Source organism: Nitrosomonas sp. (assembly GCF_040256045.1).
Lineage (GTDB): Bacteria > Pseudomonadota > Gammaproteobacteria > Burkholderiales > Nitrosomonadaceae > Nitrosomonas.
This window is the reverse complement of record NZ_JBDZWD010000001.1, coordinates 64,343-83,010: the sequence shown is the minus strand read 5'-3', so window position 1 is coordinate 83,010 and position 18,668 is coordinate 64,343. Positions and strand designations below refer to the sequence as shown.

General features: G+C 42.2%; 15 protein-coding genes and 1 pseudogene. 9 read left to right on the top strand and 7 right to left on the bottom strand.

The features are described 5' to 3' along the window. The first annotated feature begins 317 nt into the window (after positions 1 to 317). The gene (locus tag ABUL11_RS00375) at positions 318 to 1,553 is read left to right on the top strand and encodes a GNAT family N-acetyltransferase (protein ID WP_350281881.1); all 1,236 of its coding nucleotides are present in this window, start codon (positions 318 to 320) and stop codon (positions 1,551 to 1,553) included. 55 nt (positions 1,554 to 1,608) lie between these two features. Here the strand turns inward: ABUL11_RS00375 and ABUL11_RS00370 are convergent, their stop codons facing one another. The 6 genes and pseudogenes from ABUL11_RS00370 to ABUL11_RS00345 all read right to left on the bottom strand — a co-directional run bounded on the left by ABUL11_RS00370 (position 1,609) and on the right by ABUL11_RS00345 (position 8,007). Then, positions 1,609 to 2,301 (bottom strand): GNAT family N-acetyltransferase, encoded by a 693-nt coding sequence (locus ABUL11_RS00370; RefSeq protein ID WP_350281880.1) that lies wholly within the window; start codon positions 2,299 to 2,301, stop codon positions 1,609 to 1,611. Between the two features lie 3 nt (positions 2,302 to 2,304). Continuing rightward, a complete protein-coding gene (locus ABUL11_RS00365; protein ID WP_350281879.1) occupies positions 2,305 to 3,444 on the bottom strand; it encodes a sugar-transfer associated ATP-grasp domain-containing protein in 1,140 nt (379 codons plus the stop codon). Between the two features lie 81 nt (positions 3,445 to 3,525). After that, complete coding sequence (locus ABUL11_RS00360; RefSeq protein WP_350281878.1) at positions 3,526 to 4,659, bottom strand: sugar-transfer associated ATP-grasp domain-containing protein; 1,134 nt, start codon at positions 4,657 to 4,659, stop codon at positions 3,526 to 3,528. Between the two features lie 80 nt (positions 4,660 to 4,739). Next, a complete protein-coding gene (locus ABUL11_RS00355) occupies positions 4,740 to 6,176 on the bottom strand; it encodes a lipopolysaccharide biosynthesis protein (protein ID WP_350281877.1) in 1,437 nt (478 codons plus the stop codon). Between the two features lie 751 nt (positions 6,177 to 6,927). Continuing rightward, entirely contained in the window at positions 6,928 to 7,191 is a 264-nt protein-coding gene (locus ABUL11_RS00350; protein ID WP_350281876.1) for a hypothetical protein, read from the bottom strand. Positions 7,192 to 7,438: 247 nt separating this feature from the next. Further along, positions 7,439 to 8,007, bottom strand: a pseudogene (locus ABUL11_RS00345) (transposase). Between the two features lie 664 nt (positions 8,008 to 8,671). On the opposite strand from ABUL11_RS00345, the gene ABUL11_RS00340 reads away from it, so the two are divergent. The 8 genes from ABUL11_RS00340 to ABUL11_RS00305 all read left to right on the top strand — a co-directional run bounded on the left by ABUL11_RS00340 (position 8,672) and on the right by ABUL11_RS00305 (position 17,285). Beyond that, a complete protein-coding gene (locus tag ABUL11_RS00340) occupies positions 8,672 to 9,484 on the top strand; it encodes a transglutaminase-like domain-containing protein (RefSeq protein ID WP_350281875.1) in 813 nt (270 codons plus the stop codon). A 9-nt stretch (positions 9,485 to 9,493) separates the two neighbouring features. After that, positions 9,494 to 10,762, top strand: a complete 1,269-nt coding sequence (locus ABUL11_RS00335; RefSeq protein ID WP_350281874.1) for a putative O-glycosylation ligase, exosortase A system-associated — start codon at positions 9,494 to 9,496, stop codon at positions 10,760 to 10,762. 405 nt (positions 10,763 to 11,167) lie between these two features. Next, positions 11,168 to 11,464, top strand: coding sequence for a transposase (locus ABUL11_RS00330; RefSeq protein ID WP_350281873.1), 297 nt, complete (start codon positions 11,168 to 11,170; stop codon positions 11,462 to 11,464). Positions 11,465 to 12,232: 768 nt separating this feature from the next. After that, positions 12,233 to 13,396: a 3-dehydroquinate synthase gene (locus tag ABUL11_RS00325; RefSeq protein WP_350281872.1), complete on the top strand. Its 1,164-nt coding sequence runs from the start codon at positions 12,233 to 12,235 to the stop codon at positions 13,394 to 13,396. Between the two features lie 2 nt (positions 13,397 to 13,398). Next, positions 13,399 to 14,613: a metabolite traffic protein EboE gene (eboE, locus tag ABUL11_RS00320; protein ID WP_350281871.1), complete on the top strand. Its 1,215-nt coding sequence runs from the start codon at positions 13,399 to 13,401 to the stop codon at positions 14,611 to 14,613. A 2-nt stretch (positions 14,614 to 14,615) separates the two neighbouring features. Continuing rightward, on the top strand, positions 14,616 to 15,482 hold the full coding sequence (locus tag ABUL11_RS00315) for a UbiA family prenyltransferase (protein WP_350281870.1): 867 nt from the start codon (positions 14,616 to 14,618) through the stop codon (positions 15,480 to 15,482). Next, on the top strand, positions 15,479 to 16,231 hold the full coding sequence (locus ABUL11_RS00310) for an EboA domain-containing protein (protein ID WP_350281869.1): 753 nt from the start codon (positions 15,479 to 15,481) through the stop codon (positions 16,229 to 16,231). The genes ABUL11_RS00315 and ABUL11_RS00310 overlap by 4 nt, the downstream gene beginning before the upstream one ends. Positions 16,232 to 16,388: 157 nt before the next feature. Then, positions 16,389 to 17,285 carry a TatD family hydrolase gene (locus tag ABUL11_RS00305; RefSeq protein ID WP_350281868.1) on the top strand — a complete coding sequence of 299 codons (897 nt, stop codon included), beginning with the start codon at positions 16,389 to 16,391 and terminating at the stop codon, positions 17,283 to 17,285. 5 nt (positions 17,286 to 17,290) lie between these two features. On the opposite strand, the gene ABUL11_RS00300 is transcribed toward ABUL11_RS00305, so the two are convergent. Continuing rightward, the gene (locus ABUL11_RS00300; RefSeq protein WP_350281867.1) at positions 17,291 to 18,664 is read right to left on the bottom strand and encodes an alkaline phosphatase family protein; all 1,374 of its coding nucleotides are present in this window, start codon (positions 18,662 to 18,664) and stop codon (positions 17,291 to 17,293) included. Positions 18,665 to 18,668: the final 4 nt, after the last annotated feature.

Sequence of the window (18,668 nt, the reverse complement as noted above, 5' to 3'; positions counted from 1 at the left end):
ATTGTACCTGATGACAATTTTGAAAACTGCTTGAAAAATTTATGCAAAATTCAGTAGTACATTTTTATAAGAATAAAGAAATTTGTTGAGTTTCCCGAGGAAGAAGTGGCTGGGAAGTATTGCAAGCTGAAGAAAATACACGAATATCAGTGCTTTGCTTCCTACGATCTTATGTCAACCTATGACATGGCAGTACGATACATCATCAGCGATGATTGTCCGGTTGCTGGAGATAATTGAGTTGAGAGCATACATAAAGCAGATGCTTCGAACAGCAGCATAAAAACAACAATATATTGATTTATTCAGAAAGTGTTATGGTTCAATCAAATCCCCTCTCTTCAGAATCGCATTACATCACACGTTCTGATCAACGTTATGACTGGCAGGATCTGGATCAGTTGGATACCACGATACGGATGCAGATGCTGGCTGCCATCAAGGACTTCATTCGAGATCATTCTGCTGCAGTGATGGATCATGACCCGGATTGGCTTTTCACTAAATGCAGTCATGATAAATCAGTAAAAATTCTTTTCTCGCTTGCGAATGACGGTACTGTAGTGGCTTATGCTCCGTTCTTTGTACATCCGACAGCTTTGAGTTTTGAATTACTTGGGGTTTCGCTCTGGGAATATCGGATTCGCCGTTACAGTATTACTGCAGGACCTTTATTTGCGAATGGAGTCAATACTGATGAAGTGCTATCCACACTTTTTGATTATGTGTGGATACTGCTCGGGAATCGTGAGGCTTTATACGTGCTGGGTATGGAGCTCGACTCACTCTTTGGCCGGTTTATTCGACAGAATGCTGATCTACGCAAAAAATATCAGCTTGTTTTTTCAGGAAAGCCTTACCACAGAAGGTTGATCACCCTCCCTTCAAATTTTGATCAGTATATTCAGTATCTTGGATATGGTACCCGGAAGGAAATCCGGCGTGTGTTGCGTCGTTTGGAACAAGATTCTGAAATCACGATTGACCATCGTATATTTACTACGCCTGAAGATATAGCGGAATTTCTGCCACTGGCTCAACAGGTATCGGACAAGACCTACCAGCGTAATTTACTGGGTCTGGGAATTCGTGATAATGCTGAAACACGCCGTATTCTTACAATTGCTGCGAGAAATGGCTGGTTCCAGAGCTATCTTCTGATTTGTAATCAGCAACCGGTTGCTTTTCAGCTTGGTTATGTTTATGACGGAACCTATTATGCGGAACACACCGGTTATGATCCGGCATGGGGAGATAAGTCCATCGGCACGGTCGTACAAATTTACCGGATACGTGATCTGATTGCCAATAAAAGAATTACTCAGCTTGATTTTCTGTATGGAGATAATGAAAGAAAAAGAAGTTTATCCAATAAGTACCGAATAGAGCAGAACATTTATCTGATTCCAAGAAGGTTCCCGTTGGGGGTATTTGCCCTTACTTTGCGAGTTTTTAATAAAATTTCCGAGTTGGGAGGAGATTTTATTGAGAAATGGGGGTTAAAATCCAAAATCCGTCGTTACCTGCGTAAGCGATCGGTAAATCGAAGTTGATTTTTTGCAGAGTTTTGTACTGGCACGTTCTTCTATTTGCGGAAGAATGAGCTCCTCAATGCTTAATCTGTTTGGTTGGTGAAATTGTAATTCCGATTCTAGACAGATGACCAGTCAGTAAAAGACGACCTCTGACACTGGTAACGATCCAACCTATACTGGACCATCCGCATTTTTTGAAGGTGTTCAGTGAAGCGACATTGGTCGAACGTATATGGGTTACGATTCTCGAATAACCACGGTTTTGGGTAGCTTTACCCACTTTTCTTAGCAATGCTGCTGCTGCTCCCTTTCCCCGATAATCTGGATAAGTGTACAAATAGCCGAGAAAAACATCTCCCGGGTGCAAATGAATATCCAGAGCTGCCGGTGAATCGACTTGAATTATAGTACTGTGGTCGATATTTGTCTGGGATACAACCTGTTTTTGTTGAATGAGTGCGTAAACTCCTGCGTCTTCGTGGATGAGCCGAGATACACTCCTGCCACTTTGTAAGTTAATCTGTTCGATCAGTTCGTATGGACACATGATCAAATCCTGAGCGGTATTCAGGGATAGGAAGTGGAATGTATCTCTCTCAGGACTTTCACCGAATGCTTGTGATATCGGGTATTGCTGTCGAGTCAAGTCAATCGCATAGAAAAAATGTATTTCAATCCGGCCTAGTATTTTTATAAGCCAGAATAGGGCAGCTTTGAGGCCTCCCTTGTATTTCAGGAGTGATAACCTTTCTTGCCAGATATTCATTACTCAGAAAAAAGTATCAATTTTGCGCATCAGGTCGGCTACCTTTTTCTGCGGCCAGCTCAATTGCTCCCAGTATCGTGGATAGGACTGCTGACGTACAGTTTCAATTTCTTCTGACCAGAAACCTTTACGGTTGGCATGCTGGTGCAGATCCAGATCAGCAATTTCATTATTTTCTATGATAACGGGGCCACGTTCAGTCAAAGCGATATCCCAGTGGTGGAGATTCATACCCATCAGATAATTTGCTGCTCGTTCGCAGATTTCCGTTACCTGTGGCCAGTCAGGCAGTATGTATTGATCGAATTGCATACCTGTATCCGGATGAGTGGCGACTGTTTCGATTCGGCCGTTAACCTTGCCGACTACTCGGATGATCTGGCCGCTGAGTATGTTGACACCACCCAGTAGATTACCGGAAGCACCATGCTGAAAATTATCCATCATGTTTGATCCGGTAGGAATACGCCAGACTGCACTGACGATTGTATTTCTCCTACCAATCCGGGTGGAAGTGACACGTATGCTACTGACGCGAGGGCCACAGACACGGGCAATTTCCGGATGCGGCTTGAGCAGTTCTTGAAACAGAATACCTCGTGCAAATTCCGGATTGAGTGATTCAACCCATTCGGTTATTTTACGTTGCTGACCATTTAGAAAAATAATGCTGTCTGATTCCGGCAGATAATTTCGTAAACCCAGGGCTCCCCAGCCATACGCACCGTGACTGGGTTTTGCAAACAGCGGGTAATGCCGGGAAGTACGAAGATAATCAGTAGCTTCATCAAGATTGTTTAACGTAACAGCGCCGGGCAGATTTCTGCCGTTGAGATCATATACCGCATGAATCTTGGGCATGGGCAATTCTGTTGCCATCATAAAAAGGGTCATTGGCAGCTTTTCACCCAACATAAACCAGTGAAGATCATTGCACACATAATTAAGCCGAAATTTCCGGCCATTTCCCAGAAATCTGCTGCGTTCGCTGGCATTCAGGTCATCCAGATCATGCAGGCGATAGTCGATATATTCCTGAAACAGCAGACGTTGTGAACCAAAACGCATCTTCAGAATTTCGCGCAGTGTCGAGAAAGGTACTTTGCGTGCGCGCTTACCTAACAGAATCCGGAGAATATTCATTCACAGGCTCCTTAAAAGCGGTTTGCAGAAATATCAGTTTTTACTGAAGCCAGATTGTGTGATGACTTTAAGTTTTGCTGACTATCGTAAAGAATCAATTTTCCGTAAGAAAGGTGTAATTTTTCTGGTGATCCATGAAAGCTCGCTTAAATAGGGTCGGTAAGAGTAAGCAAGTACTTCTTCAAGTTGAGGTGAACGGAAACCTTGCCGATTTGAATATTGATGGATATCCATATCACCGAATACATTAATTTCTGTAATAACAGGACCCCGGTCAGTCAGCGCAACATCCCAATTCTGTAAATTGAGTCCAATCATCGTCTTACCTGTCAGCATCAACATCCGGATAATATGCTCCCATTCTGGAATGACGAGTTCTTCAAATCGATAACCCGAGTCCGGGTGATATTTTATGGGACTTACTTTATTGTTTTTACGGCTATACACCTGGGTTACCTTGCCAGTTTCGATATCAATGCCACCCAGCAAATTACCCGATACACCATGGCGGAAATTATCTGTCATATTTTTCCCAACAGGAATCCGCCAGCATGCACTGATAATTTTAAGACCTTTTGCAGTGCGGCCCATTGTTACACGCAAACTGGAAATGGCTTGACCACAAATGCTGGCGAGTATCTTTCCCGGTCTTAGCAACTCCTGAAAAAGAACAACTTTTGATTGTCGGTCGATCTGACGGGCAAAGTTATCGACTGATTCTCGTTCTCCATTGAGATAAATCAGCTGTCGAGATAGCTTGTCGTACTCTTGAATTCCAGCTGCGCCTTCCCCAAGCATGGCATCATCCGGTTTTGTGAATAACGGGTAAACCGCTTTGTTGGTGAGATATTCAGTAATACCAGCCTCATTGTCCAGTAAGACCGTATCAGGTAAGTAATGAGCGGAATTTTTATCATAGATTGCGTAAATTTTGGGTATCGGAAACTTGCCACCCATCGCAAATTGGGTAAACGGGATTTTGTAATGCAACATGAACCACTGTTTCTTATTACAGCGAATGTGCAAGCGCCACTTCCTGTCTTCCCCTATAAAACGTCTGCGGTCCTCTGTAGTTAATATCTGATCAGTATGAAGCTGATAATCCACATATTCTCGAAATGACAACCTATGCCCGCCTACTTTCATGAGCACAGCCTCATACAGTCGGGTAATCGGTTCCGGGCTTTCGCGCAATATGGTCAGCAGTTCATTCATAACAGTATATTCCTGGAATAAGGTTTATCCGGAAAACGGCATTAAAATAGTTATCCTTCCAGAATCTTAATAAAAAAATATTACCTGCGGATTAGATTAATGACTTCATGGTAGCCGCGTTTGTTGAAAAGTAGCGTAAGGCTGACATAAGACAGTACGCCTGCGGCAATCATAATCAACAGTTTTGTCCATTGATCAACATTATCCGCAAGCAGTGCGGCTGTTGTCCATACTGCCAGATACATTCCAATGGTAGAGCCTATTGCTGGCATGATGGTATAAAAAAACTCAGATAATCGTAGCTCTATTACTTGGAGCATGCGCAAAGTATTAATAAAGAACACTAACGGATAAGCGATGATCCAGCTTAGTGCAACTCCCTCTAAGCCCCAGCTACACCCGATCAGAAAAGCAACAGGCATAATGATTGAGGCGTAGAGTGAATTTCTCATGGTGACATCCGGCCTGCCTAATGCATCAATGGAAGAAGGCAGGAAGTGTACAAGCACACGCAAGGGCATCATCAGTGCCAACAATTGTAATGGCAGTATTGCACTGTGCCACTTTTCTCCCAGAAATAGCGGAATCATTTCGTCGGCAATACTGGAAATCCCCCATAACACGGGGAAAGTAATCAAACTGAGTGCCCGGGCCGCCTTGAGCACGAAACTGCGAAACTGTTCACGGTCATTCTGAATTCTGGAAAATACTGGAAATGCAACTTGGTTGATGATGGATGAGATTCGCTGAACTGGTAATGAAGCGAGCTGCATTGAAATTGAATAGAATCCGAGAGCTTCTTTACCCAGTAATTTTCCAACAATGGTAGTGTCTGCCTGAGAGTAAAAGAACCATAGCAGACGCGATAAAGTGACGTTTCCGCCAAATGACAAAAGATTACGCATCCCTTCCAGTGAAAATCTTGGAGACAAACGAAAAGGAGCAACGATATTTGTTGCTACCACATTCAGCATATTGGCGAACAGATTTCCCAAGATGAGCGCCCATACGCCAAACTGTGCAAATGCCAGTAACAGTGTCAGTATACTACCGACAATTGTGGTCGAGAAATTAATCAGTGATAAGCTCCTGAATTTTAACTGACGATATAGTTGAACATTGGGAAGCGTGCCGAAAATGTTCAATAAAAACTGAAGCGACAATACATGCAGGATTTGGATCAGTCTTTCCTCATCAAAAAAAGCGGCTATAAGAGGAGCAGATAAATTGAGTAGTAACAATAATCCAATATTTGTGCCAATTACGATAGCAAAGACGCTGCGTAAAGCAGTTTCATCAAGATTCTGCTTTTGAATCAGTGCGGGGCCAAGCCCGGCCTCGGACAGCATAAGCATGAAAGCAACGAATACCGATGCCATGGCCAGCAGGCCGTAGTCCTCGGGTGTCAGCAAGCGCATCACGACAATTGTAATGGCCCATGTAATGATCTGCGCTCCAAACTTCCCGCCTGCTGTCCACTTAAGTCCTGTCACTACTTGTTCACGTACCGTTGTCATAGAGAGGTTATTTCACATTGTTTCATAGGATTAGATCTGATTGCTGCCAGCTGCAGGAATTAATTGCAATAAAATATTGCTGAATACAAAAAATTCCTGCCAATGTTCTGATTTATGTTTGATTTTTACTGTTCTAAGTAACGTTGGATTATCAATATTGGTATAAATACTCCCACAGTTTGGAGGAGGTACACGATCACCGTATCTTCATCGTATCTACAATATCCATAAATGGGTAAAAATGTCTAAGGTACTGGTAGAAGAATCTATACGCAGTGAATTTTGCTTGCTTCAACATATTCAGTGGTTTATCTGTTTGCATTGGCAAGCTTCTCTGGCTGGGCAAGGGTAAGGTATGTGGTCCGGGTATGTCTGTGCGTAATATTACAGATTGAGTTAGTTTATGGGTGGAATGGATATCGCTTTATTTTTATGATGTGTAAAAATTCCGGCGGAAATTGGCGTTAATCAATATCAAGAAGTAGATAAATGAAAAACGGGAGATATTGAAGGATATTCTTTAATGCATTTTTAAATCCTGGAAATATAACGATAATGTCATAGCTCTTGCTATAAGCTAACCGAGTATCTTGCCTTTCAAGAAATAGAGATATTCTACGATACTGCTGGAAGATGGCATGGTGTTGTAACTTTGTAACTGGCTTGAGAATTAATACTCTAGAAAACATGGGTTATAAGTTTATCCTCAACCAGCTATCGTATTTTAATGAGAAACAGGGGAGTTTTCCCGTCAATTATCGTGATTCTTTGGTACTCTCCCATTTTTAATGGATGGCAGAAATAGAGATATTATGCCGCCATGGCCAGCCATTGTTTTGGTGTGATTTAGCCCAATGCCCTGTTTGGGTGTTCGTGATTGTAGTTCCCCATCCCACGCAGGCGTCCTGCGGAGGTTTTCCTGGGTGAATGTATTTTTCAGTTTTAACCATGTTTGAGCCTGCGTAACAATTGCCGCATTCAGGTATTCCGGCCCATTATCGCCATGAATCGCCATTTGTTTTTCGTGCCAGAGCGCGCATTACACGTCCTGAAGGCAGTAAAAAGTTCACCTCGATTCCCAGGACTTCCTGATTAAAGTTGTGTCAATCACATTCCCTGCTTCGATGCGCTTGAGCGGACTAGCTGTGAATCTCGGTTTCTTCATACTGTAAAACTCTCCTCAATAAGAAAATTCTACTTCTGATCTCTCACTTTTATAGGGGATTACCGCTCAGCTATGCTCTATTGCTCTAAGAATTTGTTCACGATCTTTTAAGCAAGAGCACCAGGAATGCGAGGTGGATGAATTGCAGACTGGTGTTGAGTTTTCGTTCGCAGTTTTTCCAGAGTCTGTGGCATTTCTCAATCCATGCGAATGATCGTTCAACGACTCAGTGCTGAGACATCACTGCAAAAGAGTGCAACTCACTGCGCTTGGCAATTTGAACCTTGGTCCCAAGCAATTGCCAGCAATGTTCCGAAGTCAGCCACATCAGCAGTCGTAACAGCAATAGTGTGAGGAAAACCTTGAGTATCGACGGCAATATGACGCTTGATCTCTGATACTTTTTTAAAGCCTGCTCCAGAACACTCATACCGTCTGGACTAGGCTTGTTCACTTGGCGAAGTAGGCGTGCATCGTTCGCCATTTCGGGAACTCACTCGGCAGCATCCGCTCCTGGCAACCGCTTTTCAGCAGATACAGCACACCGCAGAATACTTCGTATAAATCAACCGTCTGCGGCTTCGTTTGCTTGCGCACACTTTCCAGCAAAGGTCTGATCTCTTCAAATGCCTCCTTGCTGATGTTACTGGAGTAGATCTTTCTCATACCACCACTCTACGACATGCAATTGATCGTGAACAGCCTCTTAAAGGAATATCTTGTGCTATATTCGTTAGCCCGGAGCGTTTGGATATACTGTACTTTTGTACAAGGCCGATTGTGGGAAATGAGTCTTTTGTCGTTTTATTAGCAGAGGATTTGATTGCTCTGGCAGTGGGGCAATGCATCAGATGGTGGATACATTTAAAGAGTACGGTCCCAGTATTCTTTGTACTGAGCAAATAACTGATAAGTACAGCATTGTCGAAATTACTGCAGATAACGGCACTGTAGTAAATATCTCTGAAATTGTTGAAACCCTCCAAGCCTGATCAAGCACCTTTCAGTTTATCTATTATCAGCCGTTATTCGCTGACACTGCGAATTTTTCATTTTCTGGAGCGCACCAGTTCTGATTCGGGAGGTGAAATACAGCTTACTGATGCTACCGCTAATTTAATTAGTAAACAAAAAGTTTCGGCCTGCCGTTTAAAGGTAAGCGCTATGATCGTGGTGATAAGCTGGGATATTTGCAAGCGACAGTGAACTATACTCTTAAACATCCCAAGCCAAAGGATAGGTTCAGAGAATTTCTGCTCAATAATGAATGGTAAGAATCCAAGTTAATTTTTCCGGATAGAGCAGTAAATCAATAGTTAATGGAGTTTGAATGTTATATAAAATGAGAGTGACAGCAGCGTTATTTGCTTTGCTTTCTGGTGTGGCTGGGATATACGTTCTATTTGATTGGCGTTCTGATAATAGAGAATTATTGACATTTGCCCAAACAGTCGTACAGGACAATAACGTTAATGAGCAGGATATTGAACGGTTAAATGATCTTGTATACCATACCGGTGGTTTTGCTAAAAATAATCACTATTTTTTTCTGCCATCACTGGGTCCAACTCCCATTCAAGTTTTACGAGAAGGTGGAGATTGTTCAGATAAATCTAGATTATTGGCAGCGATCCTGGATGAGATAGAAATTCCTGCAACACTAGTAATGCTGGCTCCATGCAATACATGTTCATTTGGGCATACTGTTGTAGAAGCTAAGACTAAGGGGGGGCCAATAGCTGTCGATCCTGTTTATAATATTTCCTTTCCTTCATCAGCGGGCCATTATTATGGGGTGAGAGATTTACGTGACAACAGTGATATTCTCCAGGCAAGACTTGATGAGTTGACCCTTCAGCGCGGCCCAGAAAGCAAGGTTGCATTTTATCGCAGAGGTGCCGATGGTATACATTACTCCTATCCAGTTACCGTAAATTGGGAGAAAAATTTTTTAACACGATTTATTGGCCGGTTTCTGGCACGGTACACGGAGGAGCCTTCTTTGATTTACCGCCCCCGATGGCTTGAAGATCCAAAACTCCTGGTTACCATTCTTCTTGGAACTATTTCTATATTCAGTTTTATATTGTTTTTGATAACTCTTTTGCTTTCGCGCTTCAAGTTACGAGCAAAGAATAACTAGCCTATTATCTTGCCTTTACGCGATATTGTTATAGCGGTTATTGTTCTGGGTGTAGGCCTACATGCATTACGCCGTGCATGGATAGGAGTGTTACTTTGGACATGGGTGAGCACCATGAACCCGCATCGTTATACATGGGGGATACTTTCCACTGCACCGGTTGCTGCCTTTGCTGCAGGGGTGACATTACTTGGATTAGTGCTTACTAAGGAGCGACGTTCTCCATTCATTGGGCTACCGGTTGTTATTTTTGCTTTTTTTGTGGGATGGATGACCCTGTCTTGGCTTATGAGTCGTGATGTCTCAGAAGATTATTGGACTTGGAGCCGATCTGCCAAAATCTATTTGATGATATTTGTCACCCTGGCTTTGATATATACCAAAGAACATATCATGGCGTTTGCCTGGGTTCTGATTGGCTCATTGGCAATATTGGGCGCGAAGGGCGGGTTTTTTACTCTTATTACATTAGGAAATCATCGTGTATGGGGTCCTCCTGACTCTTTTATTGAGGGTAATAATGAGTTTGCCTTGGCTTTGATTATGATTATCCCTTTGGTATATTTTTTACAGCTTCAGGTTACGCGAAAAGTGTGGCGTCATGCGCTTAGTATGGTGATGTTACTGTGTGCTGCTTCTGCTTTTGGGTCGTATTCCAGAGGAGCTTTGATTGCTATTGTAGCTATGGGGGCCGTGTTTTGGTGGCGTAGTCCGAAAAAAGGAGAGGTGGCAATATTTATTCTTCTGGTTGCTATCGCAATGGTTCCAATGTTTCCAGAGCAATGGTGGGCTCGGATGGATACTATTTCAGATTATCAGGAAGATGGGTCTGCCATGGGTCGGATCAACGCTTGGGGTGTAGCGTGGGAGGTAGCTAAACATAAATTTTTTGGTAGTGGGATGAGTTACCAACATCCTGAATATTTTATTCTTTATGGAGAATATGAAGCGATTGTACGGGCCGCACACAGTATATATTTCCAGATTTTAGGTAACCATGGATTCATAGGGCTATTTCTTTTTCTTCTTTTATGGATAACCACCTATCGCGATGCTGGATGGTTAATGAAAAATGCGCGTAGCGAACCACATACTTTATGGGCGGCTCAATTGGGAGCTATGGCGCAGGTCAGCTTGGTTGGGTATGCAGTGGGAGGAGCTTTTTTAAGTTTGGGTTATTATGATTTGCCCTACAATATTATGGCGCTGGTAGTAATGAGCAAAAAGTGGGTAACTTCTAAGGCTTGGCAGAATGAAGGGGCGAGTCATAAGTTATAACTGTCCGATCCCTGATAATTATGTGAATAGGAAGCATTCCGCAGACTCCGGAGCTATGATCCTATTGTGGGTGTATGTCACAAGGGAGAAGGAAGTGGTGTAACCCGTTGTTGTTGGAGATCTGGGCAGATCAACCAATGTAAAGGAAACATCACAATGACAGATGATAATGTTTTAGAACTGAACGATCCGGAGCAAAATGGCCGGTTACAGGCAGTTCTGCGGGAAGGTGCACTATGGCAGTTTAGAAACTGAAGAGGGTAAAGCGGCAGGGGTGAGAAATGGCTATCTGCCTGAGCGTACCATTCAGACTGGACTTGGAGATTTGCAGTCAAAGTGCCCGAAAGTTACGGGATCGTTCCGATTTAGGCATCAGATTCAACAGCAGTTTGATACTCTTCTTATTTGAAACACACTCGAAGTATTGAAGAATTTTTACCTTGGTTATATCTGAGAGATATTTCAACGGGAGATTTTACTGAGACGCTCAAATACCCGTTGGGAGCAGATGTACAAGGATTGTCGTCTGCGGCGATCAGCCGTTTGAAACAGGCCTGGGAAAAGAATTATCAAAACTGGATTCGCCGGGATCTGAGTAGTAAACGATATATTTATGTCTGGGCGGATGGGGTCTACAGTACGATCAGAATGGATGACCAGCTATGTATTCTGGTGATTATTGGCTCTGATCGGAAGTGTTGATGGATTTGAAGCAGCGCGGGCTTACAGATGTACCAGAATTAGCTGTTGGCGAGGGTGCGCTGGGATTTTAGAAAGCGGCAGCCAATATATTAGACGGATACCAGTCAGCAGTTGCTGGGTGCATGAAACCGCCAATGTGCTGGAAAAGCTGCCCAAAGGCCATGCAACTCAAAGTCAAGGAGGCACTGCACAAATATCTGGGAGGCAGAAACATGAGAACAAGCTTATCAAGCATTTGACGTTGCATTGAACGTTTCAGCCTGAAATATACAAAAACAATGGCATATCTGACAAAGGATAAGGATTCCATGTGGACCTTCTATGATTATCCCGCGAGAAAACTGGCAGCACATCAGAACAACCACATCGACCATGGCGTTCAAACTGATGGAAACAGCTCAGAAAAATGGTTTCGGTTGAGGGGGTATAAATGATTGGCAAGCGTCATTCAAGGCATAGAATTCGTTAACGGCATTAAACAAAATACAGATCAAAAACAGGAAGCCACTTGATTCTCCCATACACCACATTAACTATAGCTCCAAGCAGCCACTGACTGGATACTACAACCATGAATGCTCAAACATGGCATTGGGCGGAATTACACCAAAACAGCGGCTGGTCATGACTGCATAATATATCTATTGCTGTCATCCATTAAAAATGGAGGAGTTCGATGCTTATCGAAAAATGACAGTCTTCGACGACTGAACGTTTTAACCAACGAGCTTCTAAAATCTCCAGAGGCATAAAAACTTAGATCTGCAAATGAATGAAGTCATACAAAATAATATTAAGCTTGAATTTTTTTACGATGTTCATTTTTCTCAAGATATTTTTCACTTCGAGAATGTAGATCTGATTAATACAATTTCTAAAGTTGATATCAAGGAAATAAATACAGTAAGTGTTTTTGTTGATCAGGGGGTAGTAGAAAGTCACCAGGGTTTGATAGATAAGATTCTTCACTACTTTGAAGTTCATGGTACAAAATTGAAACTTCTGGGGAATCCATTTTTGGTGCCCGGGGGGGAGGTTTGCAAGACGGATATTAATGTACTTGAAAGAATCTATCATAAGCTGTACGACGATAGAGTTGATCGACATACTTTTGTGCTTGCCATTGGCGGAGGAGCTATGCTGGATGCGGTGGGGTATGTGGCTGCAACTACACATAGAGGGATCAGGTTGCTGCGTGTGCCTACTACAGTTCTAGCTCAGAATGATGCTGGGATTGGTGTCAAGGCAGGAGTAAATCGATTTGGAATAAAGAATTTTATCGGCTCTTTTGTTATTCCAAGCGCAGTGATTAACGATACATTTTTTTTAAACTCTCTGTCTGATCGCGATAAAAGATCTGGTATGGCAGAGGCAATCAAAGCGGCACTTATTCGTGACAGTGTGTTTTTTGAGTGGCTCGAATCCAATGTTGAGGATCTGACTTCTTTTAAAGAAGATGCAGTGAAGCATATGATTAAAAGGTGTGCCGAACTACACTTGCTACAAATAACAACAGGAGGAGATCCATTTGAGACAGGGTCAAGCCGTCCACTGGATTTTGGTCATTGGGCGGCTCATAAGCTTGAAACAATGTCTGGATATGAGTTAAAGCATGGGGAAGCCGTAGCTATAGGCATGGCGATTGATACACGATATTCGCTTGATACACATAGGATAACAAGAGCTGATTACGAAAGAATCATATCACTTATGGCAAAGCTGGGTTTTAAGCTTGTACACCCTGCAATGAAGCAAAGACATGAGAATGGTGCGTTGGTTTTATTGGATGGAATTGATGAATTTCGTGAACATCTTGGGGGTGAATCTACTATAACGGTACTTAACTCTATAGGATCTAGTACGGAGATTAATGATGTTTGTAGCGATATGATGGAGCAATCAATTATTCTCCTGTTACGTGAGATAGGGTAAGGGTGAAATTAAAAACTTCTCACGGAGAAGAGCTGACTTATTGCACCAATATTCACCCTGGTGAGAGTTGGAGTGAAATTCGGCAGAATCTGGATCAGTATGTTCTGCCAGTTAAAGCATCGGTAGCGAATAATAAGCGGTTCGGGATCGGGTTGCGATTATCTGCGCAAGCAGCAGCGGAGCTTGTGAGACCGGGGAGATTACGAGAATTTAAATCCTGGCTTGCTATGAACGACTGCTATGTTTTCACAATGAATGGTTTTCCATATGACAGCTTTCATGGTTTGCAGGTAAAGGAGAATGTGTATCTTCCAGACTGGAGCAGCAAGCTGCGGGTGGATTATACGCTGTTGTTAAGTGATCTACTTGCTGAGTTGCTTCCAGAAGACAGTGTGGGTTACGGGAGTATTTCGACTGTCCCTGTTGGGTTTAGAAAGCATATTTTATCGAATGATGCTATCGAGAATGCTGTCAGCAATCTGATGTTTGTGGTCGATCATTTAATTAATCTGGAGTACAAAACAGGGAAAAGAGTTTTGTTAGCATTGGAACCTGAACCTTGTTGTTTCCTTGAAACAATCAGTGAAGCTGTTGATTTTCTTAATCGAAATATATTTGCTGGTACAGGTGTCAAGAAAATCTGCGAGAGCTTGAAAATAGATGATGCGAGTGCAGTTTCTAAAATTCGCAAACATATTGGAATCTGCCTTGATTTATGTCATGCCGCAGTTGAATTTGAAGATGCTGAGAATACCGTTAAGCAAATCCGTTCATCAGGGATCCTGATTCCAAAGATACAGATCAGTAGTGGATTATGTATTCCTTCTGTAAATGAGAAGAAAATTCAACAGTTGCTGAAATTTAATGATGGTGTTTATTTGCACCAGGTTGTGGAAAGAGTAGATCGGCATTTAAATCGCTACGAAGATATTGAAGAAGCAGTATCTCATTACTATTCAGATTCTAACAAGAACAATCCCAAGTCTCGTGAATGGAGAGTGCATTTTCATGTGCCTGTCTTTTTAGATTCCATGTCTTTATTTCACACTTCCCAAGCATTTTTAGGATCTGTTCTGGCTGAACATTCCAAGAGTAGTTTGACTCAACATCTGGAAGTAGAGACTTATACCTGGGGTGTTCTGCCTGAGCAGTTCCGTAACGAAGATATAGTCAAATTGATTACACGTGAGCTGACCTGGGTAAAAAATCAGCTTTAGGTATGAATATCAAGGTGGCTTTGTGTTTGGGACGCGTTTCCAATCTTCCGACAGTTTGGACAAATTGCCTGGTCGGGGCTTGGCTTTCAAATAATTTTATTTTTGATTACAGGATATTTCTTTTACTGTTATCGATGTCTCTGCTGTATGTTTCCGGAATGTTTCTCAATGATGCTTTTGATTATTTGATAGACGTAAAAGAACGTCCCTGTAGGCCCATACCAAGTGGACAGGTGCCTCGGGCAACAGTGTTTGCATGGGGAATATTGTTAATGCTTTTTGGTTTGCTGTGTTTTTTCCTTAGCTTGATTACTGAAGAGGCAAATTTAGGAGGGTTAGGCAGCACTATTTCAGTATTATCGTTGTGTGCACTGATTATTTTTTATGATTGGCAGCATAAGGAAAATCCATTGAGTCCCTTCTTGATGGGTGCGTGCAGAGGAGGCGTCTATCTGACAGCGAGTCTGGTATATGTTTCTACTCTGAATAGCGAGTTGATTCTAGCTGCGTTGATAGGTTTTTTATGGGTCGTCGGAATAACTTTCTTAGCCAAACAGGAAACACAAAAACGCACCCAACTATGGCCTGTATTATTTTTGATGGCTCCCATAGTTTACGGTATGACAAAGATATCAGTTGGAGAGAGTGTATGGCTGATGATACTGTTTCTTCTGCTAACTGTGATTGTGTATGCTGTCTTTCATTTTAGAAAGGGCAGCTATGGAGTAACCATAGCAACTCTGATTGCGGCAATTTCATTATTGGATGGATTATTATTGGCTTCCAACGGGTTTGAATTAGCTGCTTTACTGGCTGTATGCGTTATGCCCCACACTTTGGTTTTACAAAGGTTTATTCCTGCAACATGAATTCCACATTGGGTCTTGAAGCGTATGCAATCTTAGAATCTAGTATATTGCGTCAGGTGAATAGAGAGACAGCAGGCATTTGGATCAAGCAAGTCACCGGGAGTATGCTTGAGTATTCAGATCCAGTGAAACTGAGTTTAAATATTGCATCTGTACCTAAACAGATACGTGTTGATAGAAGATTGATTCTTAATGAAAATGATATAAAGAGGGTGCATAGTATTTATCGAGGATGGCAACCTGAGAAATGGTCTTTAATAGAAGCTGTCAGGATATTGTTTAATCTGGCTGTTATATACAAGACAGATAATGCGGAAAAAGTTTTGTCACACGCATATCAACTGCCTGAATTAAATGAACAAGTAGCTTTCCTGAAAGGAGTGCTTCTATATGGGGGAACTGAATTCTTTCTAAACTGTGCGAGAGAGGCTGTTCGCTCCAATATTCGTCCGTTGTTCGCTGCGATTGCTTTGTTTAATCCCTTCCCTACTGATAATTTTTCCGAAGATGAGTGGAACAATATGATTCTTAAGGCTGTTTCCTGGAATTATCCATTGCGAGATATTTATAGTGCAGTTACAAGAGATAACAAAGCTTTGGCTGCAATGCTTTATGAATATGCTAAGGAGCAGATGGGAGCTAAAAGACCGGTATCTGATGATTTATGGAAATATATTGATGCGTATACTAATGAAAATAAGTTTTCGGATTTTGATGTCCAGCGGGATTCGATAACTCCTAAAGTGTAGGGAGAGGTTTTATTTATCTCTACGTATGCGTGTTAGCTTGTAATTGACGTTATCTGGTGTCAGGAATTTTTATTCAGGCAGAAATAGCACATTAACTAAGAATACCGACATCGAGAATATTAAAAACGTATTTAGTTAGTCCAAAATAGAAAATTTTATGATGACTTTTTTTGTAGATCCTCATATTCATATGTCATCCAGAACAACGGATGACTATGTTGCTATGGCACAAGCAGGTATCGCTGTGATAATTGAACCTGCATTCTGGTTGGGGCAACCGAGGACCAGTGCTGGTACTTTTATTGACTATTACTCTTCATTGCTGGGTTGGGAGCGTTTTCGGGCATCACAATATGGGATCAGGCATTTTTGTGCGATTGGGCTCAATAGCAAGGAATCGAATAACCAGAGACTGGCTGAAGAAGTGATCGAAATTTTACCAAAATTTCTGATAAAAGAAGGTGTTGTGGCGGTAGGTGAAATCGGTTTTGATGAGCAGACGCAGCTGGAAGAAAGATTTTTACAAGAGCAGTTAGCTCTGGCCAAGGAATTTGATTTGCCTGTAATGATCCATACTCCTCATAGAAATAAGCTCAAAGGGACTTTGCGTACAATGGATATAATCCAGGAGCTTGGCATTAATGTTGATAAAGTGGTTATTGATCACAATACTGAACAGACAGTTAAGGCCGTTCTTGAAAGAGGGTATTGGGCTGCTTTTACTATTTATCCGGAAACAAAAATGGATAGCGAAAGGATGGCTCGTGTTGTGGCAGAGTACGGGGCTGATAGAGTAATTGTTGATTCTTCGGCCGATTGGGGCTACTCGGATCCACTGGCTGTTCCCAAAACGGCTGCACAGATGCAGAAGATAGGTATTTCACAGGAGCAAATTTATTTATCCTGTTGCAAAAATGCGTTGACAGCCTATGGACTGAGCAATTTATTGGGCGAAATGGAAACCAGTGGTACATTGGCTGTGGATCAAAGGAATATGTACGAAAATAATTCGGTACTAAGAGGGCAGCAACCAAGAATTGAGGAAGGCAGATAGCCTGGTCAGGCGAAGATATGATCAAGTATAAGTTTCTTTATGGCTGTAGCGTGGATTGTCGGGTTGAATAACCGGTTTCTTTCAGATGAAATAACGATAGGGCTGTATTTTTTGTCGTTATGTACAATACCATGAGAGCCTTTTACTAATTCGGGCATTAAAGGGATTACATCTAGCAATTGACGAAATCCCAGTTTTCGCTTGAGTAGTTTCCACATTATTGATAACGGCAATATACGAATAGTCGGATCGAAGAATAGTTCTGCAGGATCGAATCCTGGTTTTCTATGTATATCTACCGTTCTGGCGTAATCCGGAGCCCGTCTATCATCCAGCCAGTAATAGTAGGTAAACCATGCATCTGGTTTTGCTAACGCAATAAGATTGCCTGATCTTGAGTTGTTTAGGGAGTATTGTTCGCTGTCTTCCCTGCTTAATATTCTTTCTACTCCGTCCATGGATTCAACCAATCTTCTGACAGCAGGTATATCAGCGTGGTTGTGGACATATATGTGAGCGATTTGGTGGTCACTTACAGCAAATGCTCTTGAGTTGGATAAATCCAGTTGTTCTAACCCTAGCTCATCTCTTGTTTGTAGAAAACCATTTTCTCTGAGTAAGCGATTAATATGAATAGGCTTGGTTACAGGAGTGATGGCGTATTCTGATAATACAATTATTCGGGCTTCATCATTTAAAGCCATATCTATCAGCTCCCCACAGAGCTTATCTACGAGCTTTATGTCTTTTATTAGTTCAGGATGCTGGGGGCCCAAGCGCTGGAGGCTGTAATCAAGGTGTGGAAGATAGACCAACATCAGTGTTGGATGATTGGTTTGCCAGACGTACTTTGAGGCTTCAGTAATCCATCGGCTTGAATTAATAGAAGTATTGGGTCCCCAGAAATTAAACAGGGGAAAGGAACCAAATTTCTCAGTAAGAACATCACGTAATTCAGCTGGTTTGGTATGGCAGTCTGGAATTTTTCTGCCATCAGCTGGATACATCGGTCTGGGTGTAACGGTAAAATCAGCAGTTGTTGCCATGTTGTACCACCAGAACATATTGGCGCAGCTGAATTCAGCATTTATTTGTTTTGCAGTTTCCCAGACTTTTTCTCCTTTAATTAATCTATTTGATTGTCGCCAGAACCAGATTTCATTATATTGCTGGTCGAACCATCCATTCGCTACAATGCCGTGTTGATCCGGCATTTCTCCAGTTAAAAAGGTTGCCTGAACAGAACAGGTGACGGCGGGGGTGATGGTTTCTATATAACTTAACTGTCCTGCTGTTCTAAGCTTATGAAGATTAGGTGTATTTTCTCCAATTATCGGCTCGGTCAGGCCAACTACATTTATAACCAGAGTTCTACGCATTACA